At 68.3% G+C, this 16,472-nt stretch carries 13 protein-coding genes; 4 read left to right on the plus strand and 9 right to left on the minus strand.

The window, feature by feature from the left end:
* Position 1 precedes the first annotated feature (1 nt).
* From ACMGFE_RS08990 to ACMGFE_RS09000, 3 genes are all read right to left on the minus strand, one after another.
* A complete protein-coding gene (locus ACMGFE_RS08990; protein ID WP_436924814.1) occupies positions 2-1,174 on the minus strand; it encodes a M24 family metallopeptidase in 1,173 nt (390 codons plus the stop codon).
* 118 nt (positions 1,175-1,292) lie between these two features.
* The gene (locus tag ACMGFE_RS08995; protein WP_436924815.1) at positions 1,293-2,816 is read right to left on the minus strand and encodes an MATE family efflux transporter; all 1,524 of its coding nucleotides are present in this window, start codon (positions 2,814-2,816) and stop codon (positions 1,293-1,295) included.
* Positions 2,809-3,438 carry a TetR/AcrR family transcriptional regulator gene (locus tag ACMGFE_RS09000; RefSeq protein WP_436924816.1) on the minus strand — a complete coding sequence of 210 codons (630 nt, stop codon included), beginning with the start codon at positions 3,436-3,438 and terminating at the stop codon, positions 2,809-2,811. Before ACMGFE_RS09000 ends, ACMGFE_RS08995 begins: the two co-directional genes overlap by 8 nt.
* Positions 3,439-3,669: 231 nt before the next feature.
* Between ACMGFE_RS09000 and aroA the strand changes: the two genes are divergently transcribed.
* Entirely contained in the window at positions 3,670-4,968 is a 1,299-nt protein-coding gene (gene aroA, locus ACMGFE_RS09005) for a 3-phosphoshikimate 1-carboxyvinyltransferase (protein WP_436924817.1), read from the plus strand.
* 42 nt (positions 4,969-5,010) lie between these two features.
* Here the strand turns inward: aroA and ACMGFE_RS09010 are convergent, their stop codons facing one another.
* The 3 genes from ACMGFE_RS09010 to msrA form a co-directional block, all read right to left on the minus strand.
* On the minus strand, positions 5,011-9,744 hold the full coding sequence (locus tag ACMGFE_RS09010) for a glucodextranase DOMON-like domain-containing protein (protein ID WP_436924818.1): 4,734 nt from the start codon (positions 9,742-9,744) through the stop codon (positions 5,011-5,013).
* 417 nt (positions 9,745-10,161) lie between these two features.
* A complete protein-coding gene (locus tag ACMGFE_RS09015; RefSeq protein ID WP_436924819.1) occupies positions 10,162-10,956 on the minus strand; it encodes a DUF2071 domain-containing protein in 795 nt (264 codons plus the stop codon).
* 61 nt (positions 10,957-11,017) lie between these two features.
* Complete coding sequence (gene msrA, locus ACMGFE_RS09020; RefSeq protein ID WP_436924820.1) at positions 11,018-11,572, minus strand: peptide-methionine (S)-S-oxide reductase MsrA; 555 nt, start codon at positions 11,570-11,572, stop codon at positions 11,018-11,020.
* A gap of 138 nt (positions 11,573-11,710) precedes the next feature.
* Between msrA and ACMGFE_RS09025 the strand changes: the two genes are divergently transcribed.
* Positions 11,711-12,655, plus strand: coding sequence for a pectinesterase family protein (locus ACMGFE_RS09025; protein ID WP_436924821.1), 945 nt, complete (start codon positions 11,711-11,713; stop codon positions 12,653-12,655).
* Between the two features lie 26 nt (positions 12,656-12,681).
* Here ACMGFE_RS09025 and ACMGFE_RS09030 read toward each other — a convergent pair whose 3' ends face one another.
* Positions 12,682-13,401 carry a CPBP family intramembrane glutamic endopeptidase gene (locus ACMGFE_RS09030; RefSeq protein WP_436924822.1) on the minus strand — a complete coding sequence of 240 codons (720 nt, stop codon included), beginning with the start codon at positions 13,399-13,401 and terminating at the stop codon, positions 12,682-12,684.
* Positions 13,402-13,621: 220 nt separating this feature from the next.
* Here ACMGFE_RS09030 and aroC point away from each other — a divergent pair, with 220 nt between their 5' ends.
* Together aroC and ACMGFE_RS09040 are read left to right on the plus strand one after the other, a co-directional pair.
* Positions 13,622-14,848 (plus strand): chorismate synthase, encoded by a 1,227-nt coding sequence (aroC, locus tag ACMGFE_RS09035; RefSeq protein ID WP_436924823.1) that lies wholly within the window; start codon positions 13,622-13,624, stop codon positions 14,846-14,848.
* A 31-nt stretch (positions 14,849-14,879) separates the two neighbouring features.
* Entirely contained in the window at positions 14,880-15,539 is a 660-nt protein-coding gene (locus ACMGFE_RS09040; RefSeq protein WP_436924824.1) for a uracil-DNA glycosylase, read from the plus strand.
* 19 nt (positions 15,540-15,558) lie between these two features.
* On the opposite strand, the gene ACMGFE_RS09045 is transcribed toward ACMGFE_RS09040, so the two are convergent.
* On the minus strand, positions 15,559-15,993 hold the full coding sequence (locus ACMGFE_RS09045) for a CBS domain-containing protein (protein ID WP_436924825.1): 435 nt from the start codon (positions 15,991-15,993) through the stop codon (positions 15,559-15,561).
* A gap of 10 nt (positions 15,994-16,003) precedes the next feature.
* Complete coding sequence (locus ACMGFE_RS09050; protein WP_436924826.1) at positions 16,004-16,438, minus strand: universal stress protein; 435 nt, start codon at positions 16,436-16,438, stop codon at positions 16,004-16,006.
* Positions 16,439-16,472: the final 34 nt, after the last annotated feature.

Genomic DNA, 16,472 nt, shown 5'->3' on the forward strand with positions numbered 1-16,472 from the left:
CTCAGAGCGTGAGTTCGACGCGATAGTCGGTGAGGTTCTCGTAGCCGTCCTCGGTGACGACGACGAGGTCTTCGATGCGGATGCCGCCAACCTCGGGGTCGTAGAGGCCGGGCTCGATGGTGATGACGTGACCGGGTTCGAGTGCCTCGCCACCGGGGGCGATCCGCGGCCCCTCGTGGACGTCCAGCCCGACGCCGTGGCCGGTCGAGTGGATGAAGCCCGTCTCGGTGCTCTCGTCGCTGCGGAGCGTCGGCTCGCCCGCCCCCTCGTACACGTCGCAGGCGGCGTCGTGGACGTCGGCGCCGGTCGCACCGGGCTCGACCGCCTCGAGCGCCGCGCGGTAGGCTTCCTCGGTCAGGTCGTACCACTCGCGGACCGTCTCCGTGGGTTCGCCCTTGCAGAAGGTGCGAGTCATGTCCGCGTGGTACTTCGTGGCCTTGTTCTGCGGGAAGATGTCGACGATGATCGGCTCGTCCGCGGCGAGCGGGCCGCTCCCGCGCTCGTGGGGGTCGGCCGCGTCCGCGCCGCAGGCGACGATCGTCTCGTCGAGCGCGCAGCCGTGACGCAGCAGCGTCACCTCGATCTCCGTCTTGACGGCCTCGCTCGTCAGCGGTTCGCCCTCGTGGTAGAGCGTCCCGTCCCGTACGTCCGCGTTCGCGATCAGGTCCTCGGCCGCGTGCATCGCGGCCTCGTTGGCCCGCTGGGCCTCGCGGACGTGGTCGATCTCCTCCTCGGTCTTGACCGCGCGAATGGTCGAGACGGTGTCGTCGCGGTCGGCCGCGACGCTCACCCCGAGGTCGCGCAGCCCGTCGGCGGTGTGGAGGGGGAATCGCGGCGGCACGGCGACCGAGTCCACGCCGTACGCGTCGAGGAAGTCCGCGAGGACGTGGTAAGAGGCCTCGTGGGGGTCGTACTCCTCGCTGTACTCGCTGTACCCGTGATCGATCGACCGTTCGACGGTGGCGGCGCGGGCTTCGCGCTTCGCTCGGCCGAACTCCAGACTCCGGTGGAAGAGCAGGCGGACCTCGCCGTCGTAGAGCGTGACGAAGGGGTCCGGCGCGTCGAACCCGGAGAGGTAGTACTGGTTCGAGTCGTCCGAGTCCGCGTGGACGAGGTAGCCGTCGAAGTCCTGTTCGTCGAGAAACGCGTCCAGCGCCGAGAGGTCCGGATCCATACTGGCGTTCACAAGCGCCCCGACTAAATATGATAGCCCTCGGCGGCCGCCCGGTGGTTCGCGCCGGTACCGAAGCGGTGGGCACCGGGGACGCGGCGGCCGCGGCGAGAGTCGGGCATCAATCGTCTTCCGCGACCACGTCGTCGCCGGCGGGGATCGGCCCGTCCGCGTCCGGTCCCAGATCCGGCGCTGCGGGTTCGTGTTCGATGACGGCGTCGGTCCAGGTTCCCCGGAGGAACCACGCGCCGGCGACCAGGAAGATGGCGACGTTCGAGAAGGCGATGCCGTACCAGACGCCGGTCGCGCCCATGTCGAACCACTCGACGAGCGCGTACGCCGGCGGGACGCGGAAGACGACGAGCGCGAGCACGGAGAAGGCCATCGCCGTCCGCGTGCTCCCGCTCCCGCGGAACGCGCCCTGCACGACCCGGAACGCGCCGAGAAACAGGAACGTGATCCCGACGATCCGGAGGTAGTCGGCGCCGATCGAGATCACCAGGTCCGCGTTCTCGCCGGTGATGAAGACGGCAGTGATCGGTCGCGCGAACGTGATGACGACCGCGCTCACGACGCCGAGGACGACGGCTATCAGTCCGACCGACGCGACCACCGCGCGCCTCGCGCGCTCGACCTGGTCGGCCCCGAGGTTCTGCCCGACCACCGTCTCCGTCCCGCGGGCCAGTCCCATCGCGGGCAGGAAGACGAGCGAGGTCAACCGATTCCCGATGCCGTACGCGGCGACGGCCTCCTGGCTGGCCAGCGCGACGAGCGCGGTCAGGACGGTGACCCCGACGGCGCGGGTGGACTGCTCGATGCTCGCCGGCGCGCCGATGCGGACGATCTTCGCGACCGTCTCGCGCTTCGGCACGAAGTCGCGTGGCGCGGGGGTGATGCCGACCCGACCGCTCAGGAGCAAGCCCATCGCGATCACCGTCCCGATCCCGCGCGAGAGGATCGTCGCCAGCGCCGCTCCCTGGACGCCGAAGCCGGAGAACCCGGTCGCGGCGTACAGCGACCGCTGGAGCCCGTCGAGCCCGAGCGCCTCAAAGAGGACGTTGTCCTGGAACCCGAGGATGAAGATCGGGTCGATGGCGACGTTCATGGCGACGCCCAGCGCCATCAGGTACATCGGCGTCCGGGTGTCGCCCCACCCCTGGAGCAGCCCCTGGAAGATGAAGAAGCCGAAGACGAAGGGGATGCCGAGGAACATCGTCCGCGTGTACTCCACTGAGAGCCGGTGCTCCGCGGTCCCGGGGACGGCGCCGATCAGTTCGAGCAACTGCGGCGCGAGCAGGTAGCCGACGCCGGCGAACGCCGCCGAGAGCAGGGCGACGAACGCCAGGGTCTGCCCGGCGACGTGGTCGACCCGGTCGTCGTTCTCCGCGCCCTTGTTCTGGGCGACGAGGACGTTCCCGGCGACGGCGAACCCGCCGGAGAAGCTGATGAGCAGGAAGACGATCGCCCACGAGAAGGAGAGGGCGGTCACGGCAGCCTGCCCGAGGCGGCCGACCCAGAACGTGTCCGCGAGGTTGTAGCCGACCTGCAGCAGGTTCGTCGCGATGATCGGCAGCGACAGCACGAGCAAGGGCTTGAGCAGTTTCCCGTCCGTGAGGTTCACCGCGCGGTCGCCTGCGCTACTCATCCTCGTCCTCCGGGAGCAGGCGGGCCGCGAGCATCGCCTCGAACTCCTCGCGGACGCCCTCGAGCGGGCTGACCTCGTCGTCGGGGTCGGCGGTGACGCGCCGGGTCATCGCCCCCGTGAACATCGTGTGGACCAGTCTGGCGACGCCGTCGGCGTCGACGTCCCGGAAGTCGCCCGACTCGACCCCCTCCCGGATGTCGCTCGCGAGGCGCTCCCGGAAGAAGCGGTCGTGGCGGGTGAACGCCTCGCGGTACGCCGGGTCGTGGGCCGCTTGCGCCCGGAGTTCGATCATCGCGCTGACGAACTCCCGGCGCTCCGCCTCGATACCCGGAGCCAGCCCGTGGTCGAGGAGGCCGAGCATGTCCGCCCACGGATCGCCCGTGCGCTCCGACGGCACGTCGGCCTCGAATCGCTCCAGGACGTATTCGAGGAATCCGACGAGGAGGTCGTCCTTCCCGTCGTAGTGGTGGTACAGCAGCGAGTTCGACTTCTCGAACTCCGCGCCGATCCGCTCGATAGTGAGGTCGGTGTATCCGTGTTCGCAGAGAGCCCGATACGTCGCGGCCATCAGCAGGTCCTCCGTGTCGTCGGAGTCCGGATCGAAGAGGTCGCCCGGGGACATAGTTGATTGAACGTTTATTCAACGTCATAAGCGCTTTGATTGAACGTTCATTCAATGAACGAGACCACCGACGGGAGGTGCTGGCGAGCGGCCGCTGTACGATGTCGAACGACGAAGCACGACCCCGGATGACGCCGCGAACGACACCCTCGGTGTCGGCGAAACCGGAGAGACGCCGTCACGGATGCCGCGTCCGGTACTGACATACCTGACCGCCGCGTCGGGCCGCACATGGATGCGACCATCGAGCGGTCGACGCTACGGGGTCGGGCGCGCGCCCCGCCGTCGAAGAGTTACACGCATCGGGCGATACTCGCGGCCGGCTACGGGAGCGAGGCGACGGTCCGCGACCCGCTGATCAGCGCCGACACGCAGGCGACCCGGCGCGCCGTCGAGGCCTACGGCGGCGAGACCGACCTCTCCGACGACCGGAGCGCGCTCACCGTCGAGGGCTTCGACGGCCGCCCCGACGTGCCCGCGGACGTGATCGACTGCGCCAACAGCGGGACGACGATGCGGCTCACCACCGCGACCGCCGCCCTCGCGGACGGCCTGACGGTCCTGACCGGCGACGGATCGCTTCGATCGCGCCCGCAGGGACCGCTTCTCGACGCCATCGAGCAGCTCGGCGGCCGCGCCGAGAGCACCCGTGCCAACGGCCAGGCGCCGCTGGTCGTCGGCGGCCCCGTCGACGGCGGCACGGCCTCGATCCCCGGCGACGTGTCCTCGCAGTTCGTCACCGCGCTCCTGATGGCCGGCGCCGTCTCCGACGACGGGATCACGGTCGACCTCGAAACGGAGCTCAAGTCCGCCCCGTACGTCGACATCACGATCGAGGTGCTGGAGGCGTTCGGCGTCGAGGCCGAAGAAATCGACGGGGGCTACCGCGTCGACGGCGGGCAGTCCTACGCGCCCGAGGGCGGCGAGTACCACGTCCCTGGCGACTTCTCGTCGATGTCCTATCTCCTCGCCGCGGGCGCGCTCGCGGCCCCCGACGGCCTCGTCGTCGAGGGCGCCTACCCCAGCGCGCAGGGCGACTCGGCCATCGTCGACGTGCTGGAGCGGATGGGCGCCGACATCGAGTGGGACCGCGACGCCGGCGAGATAACCGTCAGCCAGTCAGACCTGACGGGCGTCGAGGTGAGCGTCGCTAACACGCCGGATCTGCTCCCCACTATCGCCGTCCTCGGCGCGGCCGCCGACGGCACCACCTCCATCGTCGACTGCGAGCACGTCCGCTACAAGGAGACCGACCGCGTGAGCGTGATGGCCGAGTCGCTCACGGAGATGGGCGCCGCCGTCGTCGAGGAACAGGACCGACTCTCCATCCGGGGCGGCGAGACGGGCCTGCGCGGCGCGACCCTCCCCGGCCGCGACGACCACCGCATCATCATGTCCCTGGCGGTCGCCGGCCTCGTCGCCGACGGCGAGACGACGATCACCGAGGCCGAGGACGTCGACGTGTCGTTCCCCGGCTTCTTCGACACGCTCGCGGACCTCGGTGCGAACGTCAGGAAAGACGGGGACTGAGACCCCGTAGATGCGGTCGGTTCCGGACGACCCTGCAACCGCTCAGAGGCTATCGATCAGCCCGAGCGCGTCGTCGACCGCACCGAGTAGGTCGTCCTTGGTCGGTTCGTCCGGCGTGTGTCGCGGGTAGTCGGCGTCGAGGTGTTTCGCGAGTTTCTTCCGAACCGACGAGAGGACGTTGTGTGCCGGTTCGTACCGGCCGCCGTCGAGATGTCGTTCGACGGTGTCTAGCTGGTTCCCGACGCTGTTGCGCATCCCGCGCTCGTTCTTCCCGAACCCGGCCGACGGCACGTCCTCGAACAGCGTCCACACGTCGGCAATGCGCTGGGCGGCCGTCGCGCGAGTGAGGCTGGCGAACGGGATCTCGGCCTGTCGGTCGGCCGAGTAGTCGAGCGCGTCGGACTGGGTCACGTCCACCGGCGTCACCATGTCGACGACGTTCGGGTTCTGGTCGTCGTCGCGGCCGCCGCCGAACTGCCACTTTCCGCCCTCGTCGGTGACCGGGCGGATCCGACCCGGGCCGTAGCCGTCGAAGCCGAACAGCAGCGGTGCTGCCTCGAGGGTCGACACGTCGCCGACGGCGTCTTTCGGCACTTCGACGGCGATCGTCCGCGACGGCGAGTGGACGCTGATGCCCACGTCGTCGGACACCGTCCCGCCCGTCGCGTCTTCGATTCGCGGCGACTGGAACGGTTCCGCGACCACGCGGTACTGGTACGGCGCCTCGAAGGTCGCGTTGACGCCCTCGCGGGCAGCACTCGTCCCGTCCGACGCCGTCGGGTCGCGGAGATAGACCTGCAGCGTCTGGAACGTGAAGTCGTAGGTCGGTCCCCAGTCGTCCAGGACTCTCAGATCGCCCGCGATCTGATAGGCGAACTGGTAGCTATCGTCCGTCTCGTGGACGGCGAACGTGTCGATGTCGAACGCGCCGTCGTTGAAGCTCTCGTTCGTCGGGTACGTGTACGAGCCCGGTCCGTCGTCGTCGCCGACCTCGTCGTCGCGGGAGAGGAGCCGGTCACCGAGCACGCCCGAACGGAAGGCGAGATACGGGACGTTCGCGCCGTCCTCGCCCGCGAGCGCTTCGTGCTGGGTGACGCCGTCGGGCGTGATCAGATCCATGACCGCAGGGTCGTCGCCATCGGTTCCACCGCCGACGGCGTACTCGCCCGCCTCCGGTTGGACCGCACGGACGTTGCCCTCACCGTAGCCGTCGAACGGGACGATGAGCGGGGCGAGGTCCATCCGCTCAATAGTTCCGTCGAAGGCATCTTTAGGTGCAGCGAAGGTAACGGCGTTTAGCGACGGGACGACGGAGACGGTCACGTCCTCGGTGACAGGCTCGTCAGCGTCCGGAGTCTCGACGCGCTTGTCGTGCTGACCGTTGACGACGACGCGATAGTGATACGGTTCGGCGAACTCGACGTTGACGCCGGCCCGGGCCGTCGTCGACCCGCCGGAAGCTTCGGGATCACGCAGGTACACCTGGAAGAACTGGTGAGAGAAGCCGTCCGGGAGGTTCCAGGGGTTCTCGACCGGTGTCGAAAGTTGCGCGAGGAAGCGGTAGCGGTCCCCGTCGTCGTAGACGGCGAACTCGTCGAGGTCGAACGCGCCGTCGTAGAACGCGTCGGCGGTCGGGTAGGTGTACGAGCCGGGACCCACGTCGTCACCGATCTCGTCGGACCAGCGGGCGATCTCCTCTCCACTCACGAGGCCGGACCCGATACTCGTGTACGGGACGGTCGCCCCACCGTCGCCCGCGGCCAGCGCGTCGGACTGGCTCGCGTTCTCCGGCAGGATGGCGTCGATGACGTTCGTCCCCGTTCCGTCACCGGGTGCGCCGCCGAACTGGTACTCGCCGGCCTCGCTGCCGACCGTTCGGACGCCGCCGGGCCCGTAGCCGTCGTACCCGAGCAGGAGCGGTGCGACGAGCATCGACGAGAGGTCGCCGTCGAGCGCGGTCTTCGGGAACTCGGCGACGACGGCGTCGTCGGCTTCGTTGGTGGTCAGCGTGCCGCTCACGAGTCGACTGCCGTCGGCTGCCTCGACGCGGACGCCGTTCTCGCCGTCCGCGACGACGCGGTACTGGTAGGGGAGTTCGAGGTCCGCACCGACGCCCTCGCGCGCAGTCGTCGTGCCACCGGACGCCTCCGGGTCGCGCAGGTAATACTGGAAGTGCTGGACGGAGAACCCGCCGGGCAGGTCCCACGGGTTCGTGAGCGGCCCGTCGACAGTCGCGCGGAACTGGTAGGTCGAGGCCGTCTCGCGGACCTCCACCCCAGTGAAGTCGAACGCGCCGTCGAGGAACGCGTCGGCGGTCGGGTACGTGTACGACCCGGGGCCGTCGTCGTCGCCGGCCGGGTCGTCGAAACTGGCGATCCGCTCGCCGACCGAGAAGAGCCTCGGCGTCTCCAGGACCGCCAGTTCGTCGACCTCGACCGTCATGACCTCGCCGGTAGAGGTGGCGACGTCCGCGCCCGTGAACAGATCCGTCGAGCTCACGGCGGGTCGGAGGTCGACCGTCGCCGGGCCGTCCTGGAAGTTGACGATCACGACGGCTTTCTCGGGCCCGCTGACGGAATCGCGGTCCGTCTCGCTGGCGTCGCGGCCGAACACGAGCACGTCGTCGTCCGAGCGGAACCACGCCGTCGTGAGGTCGGCGTCGGGTTTCAGGACGTCGTTCTGGTGGTACAGCGCCAGGGCGTCCCGGTAGAACTGGAGGTGGTCGGCCGGATAATCGTCCCAGTTCATGAACGCCCGCTTGTATCCGTCGGCCGAGATGTCGCCGTCGCGTGGGTCAGACGCGCCCCGATGTCGGTTCTCGCCGTAGTTGGTGATCTGTCGCTCCTGGCCGTAGTAGACGAAGGGGACGCCCGGGAGCGTGACGCCGGCCGCCCACGCGGCCCGCTGGGCCTTCTCCGGGTTCGACCGGCTCCCTTGCTTGGCGAGTTTCAGACAGCGCTGCTCGTCGTGGTTCTCGGTCGAGTTGACCAGCAGCGAGTAGTCCGGCCACCCCTCTTTCTTCCGTTTGGCGACGGCGTCGTACAGCGCCTGCCCGTTCACGTCGCCCTTCGCGGCGGCGTGGGCGGTGTTCATGAAGTCCGCCGTGTCGAAGTGCATGTCGAACTCGTTCTCGGCGAACGACGGGTCGTTCGGGATCGCCTCGTCGAGCAGCATGAACTCCGAGTCGTAGGACCTGACGACCTCGCGGACCTCCTTCCAGAGGCTGTGAGGCACGCCCCACGCGATGTCACACCGGAACGCGTCGACGCCGACCTCGGCCCAGAACGCCGCCGCAGCGAGCACGTGCTCGCGCCAGGCGAGGTTGCCGAAGTCCCACTGCGGCATCACGCGCAGGCCCCAGAAGCCGGTCGCGGCCGGCGCGGCGTCGACCACGTTCCCGTCGGAGTCCGTGATCGGCCCGGCGCGCCGGTCGAACCAGTCGAAGTACTTCGAATCCGTGTTCCACTCGTCCACCGCGTCGTAGGTCCACCCGCTCGGTTCGGTGTCGGACGTCGTCTCGATGGTGTCCTGGAACAGCGGGTGGTGGCGGCCGCCGTGGTTGATGACGAAGTCGAAACAGACCTTGATGCCCTGGTCGTGGCACTCGTCGACGAACGCCTCGTACTCCTGCATCGCGGCCTCGCGGGTCCCCTCCGTGCTGAGGTCGGGCGCGACGTGGAAGTACGAGAGCGCGTCGTACCCGTGCGGGCCGCCGCCCACGTACTCGTAGCCGTTGTTCGGCTTCCAGTTGGAACTCTCGGCCGGGACGACCGGCGTCAGCCAGACGACGTCGACCCCCAGTTCGGAGAGGTACGAGACCTTGTCCCGCACGAACTGGAATGTCGTCCCGCCCCTGGATCCCTCGAACGAGCGCGTGAATATCTCGTACATCACGCCGTCTTCGATCCAGGCCGGCGGCCGGTTGGGGTAGTCGACGGCCCCGTTCGCGCCGTCGAGCGTGATTGTGTCCGTGACGCTGTGGACCTCGCCGTCGAATGCCGCCGCGTGGAGGCGAGCCGTCTCGTCGCCGACCGCACTGCCCGGGATCCGCGCGGTCGTCCCCTCGACGGAGATGTCGCCCGTCGACAGCGCGTCCCTGTCGTCCGCCAGGAACTCGACGATGAGGTCATCGCTCGACGCGTTGCTGTTCGGGGCGAGCGCCGGGTTCGATTCGACGACGAACTCGTCGGCCGCGCCGTCGTACGAGGCGTCGAGTTCGATCCGCGGGGGGCCCCCGGCGTCGCTCGGCGGTTCCGGGAACGCCCGGATGGTCTGTTCGTGGGTCCCGTCGGGCGCGTCGAGCGCCAGCACGTACGTCCCGGGGACGTCGGGGACGAACTCCGCGACGTTGTGAGAGCCCGGGTCGTAGCGCTGGATCCCGTCCTCGCCGGGTTCGACCTCGTAGGGGTCGTCGCCGCCGCTGTTCTCCCACGGTTCGGCGGCGTAGCGGATCTCGGCCGAACTCTCGGCCGGTTTCGACGCCACCGACCACGAGAAGTCGGTCCCGCTGTAGTTGGCGGGGTCCCGTTCGAGCGTCCCCCGGATCCGTGGAGCGAGGTTGTCCCGGTCCATCCCGTGGGAGGCGTCGACGAAGATCGGATCGACGAACTTCGTCCCGACGGCGCAGATCCGCGGCGGACCCGGATGGTGACTGTCCGCCCCAGCCGGCGCCGAGAACGCCATCGGTTCGACGTCGGTCTCGTACCCATCGACACCCGATACACCTGCCACCGCACCGATTCCCGCCAGTCCGGCGAGATACTGCCGCCGCTTCATGGCTGATCAATCGTGATAGGTCCTTGTCTAATAAAGATGTGGAAAATTTTCATCAAGAGATCCTCGGCCGAGAACAGACTGGCGTCTCGACGAGGGAGCGTCGGACAGATCGCGGGCTAAACGGCCTGCTAGGGGCCGGAACCCACCACCCTGGCACCTGGGCGCACGGTGCCACGCTCTCTCGTGTGGCTTCGTCCCTATGTCAGATGGACTCATGAAATAAGTTACGAATGAGTTCAACAAGATTCTAGAAGTGGTGTGGGCGCGCGGCGGTAGCGGTGACTTCGTGCGACGGTAGCGGTGACCCACAGCCCGGTCGCGAGCGCACTGTCCCGGTCCGTGAACTGTCGCGACTCCGGGGCCGGAGACCGATACGGAAGTCGAACGGTCAGAGAACGGTGGACCTCACTGGGCCGCTCAGGGCGAGACCGGGACCTCGTCCGTCGACGAGTTCGCCGCCCCGCCGGATCCGTCGGTCGGCGACTCCGTCGCGGGACAGAGCCGTCCGACGTCGCGCGTCTCGTGGCCGACGTTCCGCATCAACAGCGCGCTGTCGAACGCGACGGAACCGGTCGGGAATCGCATCTCGTGGTCGAAGTAGCTCGCCGACACCTCCTCGACCGACAGCGGCGTGACCGACCAGCTGTCGGTCGTCAGTTTCACGCCGTCGAACCCGTCGCCGTCCGCGGCCGGCGAGTAGCCGACTGCGCCGCGCCGGTGGTACGCCGACGCGTCGGCGAGCGAGTCGAAGACGCTCGAGTCGGGGACCCCGTCGGCTTCCCGGGCGCTCACCGCCATGCGCGTCTCGCCGTCGCGGCTCGCCATCGCGACGGCGTAGTGGCCCTCCCCCTCGTCGACGTCGAAGTCGGCGCGGTGGTAGCGGCCCATCGTTCGGTTCCCGACGGCCGCGGTGAGCCGCGAGGACGTGTCGCGACGCGGGACGAACACGCCGACCTGCCGCTCGCCGTCCTCGTCCCACTCGACGCCCATGCGATGTGCCGCGTTCTCCGAGCGATGCCCGACGAGCGCGGGGAAGCCACGCGGTCGGACGTCGGTCAGCCTGAGCAGACAGATCCCGCCGATGGCGTACCCGTCGACCGTTCGCGGCTCGAACGGATCCGGGAGGGCGGCGTCCAGCGCGTCCGCTTCTATCCGGAAGTTGACGAGGATGCGCCGGTCGATGACGCCGCGCAGCGACGGGAGCCGTACCATATCCGGCGGTTCGCTCGGTCCACTGATATATCTTCGCGAGCGATCGGCGAGCGCGTCGGGCTTACTGCGACGCCGCGCGATCGGCGAACTGCTCGCGCACCTTCTTCACCTTGGGCTCGGCGTGGAACTGGCAGTAGCGGTCGTTCGGGTTCTTGTCGTAGTAGTTCTGATGTTTCTCTTCGGCTCGCCAGAAGGTGTCGAGCGGCGCGATTTCGGTGACGATCTCGTCGTTCTCGTAGCTGTCGAAGTCGCCGCCCTGCTGGAGGTTGTGGACGAACCGCTCGACGGTCTCTTTCTGCTCGTCGTCGTGGTAGTAGACCGCCGACCGGTACTGCGACCCGACGTCGGGGCCCTGCTTGTCCTTCGTCGTCGGGTCGTGGATCCGGAAGAACACTTCCAGCAGGTCCTCGTAGGCGATGACGTCGGGGTCGTACTCGACCTGGACGACCTCGGCGTGGCCCGTGGACCCGGAGCAAACCTGCCGATAGGTCGGGTTCTCCTTGTGTCCGCCGGCGTAGCCCGATGTTACGTCCTCGACGCCGTCGAGTTCCTCGAACGCCGCTTCGATACACCAGAAGCACCCGCCCGCGAGCGTCGCGTTCGCTGTCTCTGTCATTGCTCTGAGTTAGGGACCGAGCCGTTTGAACCCAGCGACGGACGGAAGGCGCTCCCCATTCAGGTCGCGTCGTTCCTCTTGCCCGAGAACGCGGAGCCGAAGAGTATACAAGAAGATGGAGAGCGAAGTAGGGTATCGATGGCTCCGGGTGCACGCGAGGAATACGACTACGTCGTCGACGCGGACGGGAGCGGCGACTACGAGAGTCTGCAGGCGGCGATCGACGGGGCGAAATCGTTCCCACGAGATCGGGTCTCCATCTTCGTGGCGGACGGCGTGTACGACGAGAAAGTGACGGTTCACGCCTGGAACACGGAGGTCGATCTGGTCGGGGAGAGCGTCGAGAACACGATCGTCACGTACGACGACCACTTCGACAGGGTCGACCGGGGACGCAACAGCACGTTCTTCACGTATACGATGAAGGTCTGCGGAAACGACTTCACCGCGCGGAACCTGACCGTGCGGAACACCGCCGGCCCGGACGTCGGGCAGGCCGTCGCACTCCACGTCGAGGCCGACCGCACCGCGTTCGAGAACTGCCGGTTCCTCGGCGATCAGGACACGGTCTACGCCGCTGGCGAGGGATCGCGGCAGTACTTCGACGACTGCTACGTCGAAGGCACGACCGACTTCGTCTTCGGAGGTGCCACCGCCGTCTTCGAAGACTGCGATATCCACTCGAAGGCCGATTCGTACGTCACGGCGGCCTCGACGCCGCCGAGAGAGCCGTTCGGGTACGTGTTCGACGACTGTACGCTGACCGCCGACCCGGACGTGTCCGAAGTCTACCTCGGTCGACCGTGGCGAGACCACGCCCACGTCGCCTTCCTCCGCTCGGAGCTAGGCGAGCACGTCCATCCCGCCGGGTGGCACAACTGGTCGCGCCCGGACGTAGAGGAGACCGTCACGTACGCCGAATACGACAACGGCGGCCCCGGCGCGGTAGACGCCGACGAGCGAGTGTCCTGGTCGGAAGAGCTGACGCGGTCGGAGGCCGAGCGGTACGCCAGAGAGAACGTGCTACTACGCGAAGACGACCGAGAGTACGCGCAGAACTGGTATCGAATCGTCGCCCAGTAGGGTCCGCGGGGACCGGAACGCAGCGATCACAGCGCCGCGAGGGCGATACCAGTCGAGAGCAGGTTCGCGCCGAGGTGGGCGACGGTGCTAGAGGCGGTCCCCCACCGCACACGGAGGGCGCTGAATATCGCCGCGAGGATCACGAGCGACGCCAGTCTGATCGGGTCGGCTCCCCCGTCGACGACGACGTGTTTGAGGACGAACCCCGTGGCGGCGACGACGCTCCCGGCGAGCACGCCGTACGAATCCATCAGCGCGGTCTGGATCACGCCGCGCCACGCGAGTTCCTCGGCGAGCGGAACGACGATCCCGTTGACGATCAAGAGCGCGGCGAGGACCCACGTCGCCGCGCCCGGTTCGACGACGGGCGTCGCGGTACCGGGGTCGGGCATTCCCTGAATCGCGGTGATCGCCAGGACGACGGCCAGAAGTGCGACGAAGAACGCGACGACGCCGCCGATGCCGGCGGCGATCGACCGGAGCGACACCTCGTAGTCCCAGTCCGCGGGTTCGATCCCGCGGCGGCGGCCCAGGTAGGCGATGGCACCGGCCAGGAGCGGAAACCCGATCCCGACGAGGAGCATGTCGGCGCCCCGCGGACTCCCGATCGGGCCGGCCAGGAGCGCGACCAGTTCCCACCGCAACGCGATTTCGACGACGACCCACAGAACCATCGCACCCGCAGCGAAGACAGTGAACCCGTCCATACCGCCCTCACCTGTCCCGGTCCGCTGGTCCGTCGACATCTGTCACCAGAACGAATCGCGGCGTCGACAAATACCTGCGGGTGGTGCGGGTCGGCGGTTGTGTATCGGGTCTCGCGGGTCGGCGGCTGAGCATCGGGTGTTTCGATTCGGCTGCTGAGCGACGAGTGTCGTGGATCGTCGACGTCGCAGATCCGTCGCGGCGCGGCCACGTTCGCCCACATCTTCAGAACTATAAGCCCGGCCCACCGACCCCGTGGTAATGAACGGCAACGAGTTCGGGCGTCTCTTCCGGTTCACGACGTTCGGCGAGAGTCACGGGGAGGCGATGGGCTGTACAGTGTCCGGGTGTCCGGCGGGGGTCGAGATCTCCGAGGAGGAGATCCAGAAAGAGCTCGACCGCCGCAAGCCCGGCCAGTCGATGATCACCACCTCCCGCGGCGAGCCCGACGAGGTGTCCATCAAGTCCGGCACGCTGGAGGGGTACACGACCGGCACGCCCATCGGGATGGTCATCCAGAACAAGGATGCCCGCTCGGGCAAGTACGAACCGTTCATCACCGCACCGCGACCCTCCCACGGCGACTACACCTACTCCGCGAAGTTCGGCACGCGCAACTGGGGCGGTGGCGGCCGTTCCTCGGCGCGAGAGACAGTCAACTGGGTGGCGGCGGGCGCCGTCGCCAAGCAGGTCCTCCGCCAGTCCGACCACGACGTGCGCGTGAAGGCCCACGTCAACCAGATCGGCGACATCGAAGCGAACGACGTGACCTGGGAGGACATGCTCGAACACACCGAGGAGAACGAGGTCCGCTGTGCCGACCCCGAGAAGGCCGAGGAGATGCGCGACGCCATCGACCGCTACCAGCAGGAGGGCGACTCCATCGGTGGCGCGGTCTACTTCGAATGTCGCGGCGTCCCTCGCGGACTGGGCGCGCCCCGCTTCGACTCGTTCGCCGCCCGCCTGGGGCAGGCGATGTTCTCCGTGCCCGCGACGACCGCCGTCGAGTACGGCCAGGGCCGCGACGCCCGGGAGACCCGCGGCATCGACCGCAACGAGGACTGGGAGTTCGACGACGGCAGCCGCGACGACGTGGTCAGCGAGGAGGGCGACCCCGTCCCCGTGGGCAACGACCACGGCGGCCTCCAGGGCGGGATCACCACCGGCGAGCCGATCTACGGCGAGGTGACCTTCCACGCGCCGGTCTCCATCCCGAAGACCCAGACCACGGTCGACTGGGAGACCGGCGAGAAGAAAGAAGCGAAGGTCGTCGGGCGCCACGACCCGAGCCTGCCGCCCCGCGCCGTCCCCGTCCTCGAAGCGATGCTCCGGGTGACGATCCTGGACTTCATGCTCCTCTCGGGGCGCATCAACCCCGACCGCATCGACGACCGCCCCGGCGAGTACGACACCGCCTACCACCCGGAGAGTCCGCAGAACGACCCCGACGACGCGGACACGATGACCGAGACGGTCGACGAGGACTGATGGGCGTGCAGACCATACGGGGTGCAAACTGATGGACGCACGCCAAGACGAGCTGTCCAACCCCTTCGGGATGGACGAAGAGTGTACGAACTGCCCGGAGCTGGTCGAGACGCGCGAGCGTATCGTCCACGGCTACGGCGACGTAGGCGCCGACTTCGTCGTCATCGGCGACCAGCCCAGCGCCGCCGCCGACGAGACCGGCGTCCCCTTCGCGGGCGACCAGTCGCTCGTCTGGGACATTCTCGACCGCGTCGGCCTCGTCGAAGGCGACCCCGGCGCGGAGGAACCCGTTCCCGACGAGGTGTACCTGACCTACGTCACGCGGTGTCGCCACCCCGACCGCCCGGCGACCGACGAGGAGGTCCGCAACTGCGAGGCCTACCGCTCCAGCGAGCTTCGGATGATCAACCCGGAGATCATCGTCCCGGTCGGCCAGCGGGCCATCGAGGCGCTCGCGTTCCAGTACACCACCAGGAGCGAGGACGAACTCGACGTGGAGGAACTGCACGCGACGACGATGCGCGGCCGCGGGTTCGAACTCGTGCCCATGCTCGACCCCGCGGACCAGTCGCCCGCGGAGACCGAAGCGTTCGTCGAGCACTTCGCCGACCTGCTCGGCACCGACTACCGCCAGACGAAAGGTCGCCAGGGGAGCCTGGAGACCGGTCGCGGTCCCGACGACGGCGAATAAGCGGTCGTCCCGCCGCCTCTCAGTCGTCCGTCCGCCAGTCTCGTTCGGCGATGTCAGTCGCGGCCGCTGTGGCCTCCTTGCGGAGGTCCGCGAGGTGATAGACGACGTCGGTCAGCGTCACGATGCCGACCACGGAGAGGTCTTCGGTGACGATCACCTTCTTCACGCCCTCGTCCCCCATCGTGCGCGCGACGCCCTGGACCGTCCGGTCGGGGTCAGTCGTCACGAGCGGTGGATGCGCCAGGTCGCGGACCGCGATCGCTCCCAGGCGTTGGCCGCGGTCGTGCGCCGCGTCGAGCGCGTCGGACTCGGTGACGACCCCGACCGGGGTCCCGTCGTCGACGACGACCACGCTCCCGACGCGCTCCGCGAGGATCTTTCCGACGGCGTCGTGGAGCGTGGCGTCGATATCGACGGTCACCACGTCGGTCGACATCAGGTCCCGTACGAGCATCGCCGGCCGCTCAGTCCCCGATGTCGACGACGAGAACGGGAGCGCTCACGTCCTCGAGGACGCGGTCGGTGACGCTTCCGAGGTTCTGGACGCGGTCGCGGCCGGTCCGCCCGTGGGTCCCCATCGTCACCAGGTCGATGCCCGCCGCCTCGACGTAGTCGACGATCTCGCGGTGGGGGATCCCGTCGCGCATCTCGGTCTCGACGACCAGCCCCGCGTCTTCGAGGTCGACACGGAGATCCTCGATCGCCCGCTCGCCCTCGACTTCCAGGGATTTGACGATCTCGTCTTTCGTGTCCGATTCGGCAGCGCGGTAGCGCCTGCTGTCGACGACGTACAGCACGTGCACCGTCGCGTCGTTGTCCCGGGCGATCGAAATCGCGTGCTCTACCGTCTCCGTCGTCCCCTTGCTCCCGTCCGTCGGCAACAGGATGTCGTCGTACATACGCGACAGTTCGGGACCCGGGTAAATAGTGGTA

The organism is Halosimplex amylolyticum (assembly GCF_051414035.1).
GTDB classification, from domain to species: Archaea; Halobacteriota; Halobacteria; order Halobacteriales; family Haloarculaceae; genus Halosimplex; species Halosimplex amylolyticum.

What these genes read in the sequence shown, in the direction of transcription:
- ACMGFE_RS08995 (WP_436924815.1), bottom strand. Translation starts at nt 2,816, where the DNA reads ATGAGTAGCGCAGGCGACCGCGCGGTGAACCTCACGGACGGGAAACTG.
- ACMGFE_RS09000 (WP_436924816.1), bottom strand. Translation starts at nt 3,438, where the DNA reads ATGTCCCCGGGCGACCTCTTCGATCCGGACTCCGACGACACGGAGGAC.
- ACMGFE_RS09050 (WP_436924826.1), bottom strand. Translation starts at nt 16,438, where the DNA reads ATGTACGACGACATCCTGTTGCCGACGGACGGGAGCAAGGGGACGACG.
- aroC (WP_436924823.1), top strand. Translation starts at nt 13,622, where the DNA reads ATGAACGGCAACGAGTTCGGGCGTCTCTTCCGGTTCACGACGTTCGGC.
- ACMGFE_RS09015 (WP_436924819.1), bottom strand. Translation starts at nt 10,956, where the DNA reads ATGGTACGGCTCCCGTCGCTGCGCGGCGTCATCGACCGGCGCATCCTC.
- ACMGFE_RS09010 (WP_436924818.1), bottom strand. Translation starts at nt 9,744, where the DNA reads ATGAAGCGGCGGCAGTATCTCGCCGGACTGGCGGGAATCGGTGCGGTG.
- ACMGFE_RS09030 (WP_436924822.1), bottom strand. Translation starts at nt 13,401, where the DNA reads ATGTCGACGGACCAGCGGACCGGGACAGGTGAGGGCGGTATGGACGGG.
- ACMGFE_RS09025 (WP_436924821.1), top strand. Translation starts at nt 11,711, where the DNA reads ATGGCTCCGGGTGCACGCGAGGAATACGACTACGTCGTCGACGCGGAC.
- aroA (WP_436924817.1), top strand. Translation starts at nt 3,670, where the DNA reads ATGGATGCGACCATCGAGCGGTCGACGCTACGGGGTCGGGCGCGCGCC.
- ACMGFE_RS09040 (WP_436924824.1), top strand. Translation starts at nt 14,880, where the DNA reads ATGGACGCACGCCAAGACGAGCTGTCCAACCCCTTCGGGATGGACGAA.
- msrA (WP_436924820.1), bottom strand. Translation starts at nt 11,572, where the DNA reads ATGACAGAGACAGCGAACGCGACGCTCGCGGGCGGGTGCTTCTGGTGT.
- ACMGFE_RS09045 (WP_436924825.1), bottom strand. Translation starts at nt 15,993, where the DNA reads ATGCTCGTACGGGACCTGATGTCGACCGACGTGGTGACCGTCGATATC.
- ACMGFE_RS08990 (WP_436924814.1), bottom strand. Translation starts at nt 1,174, where the DNA reads ATGGATCCGGACCTCTCGGCGCTGGACGCGTTTCTCGACGAACAGGAC.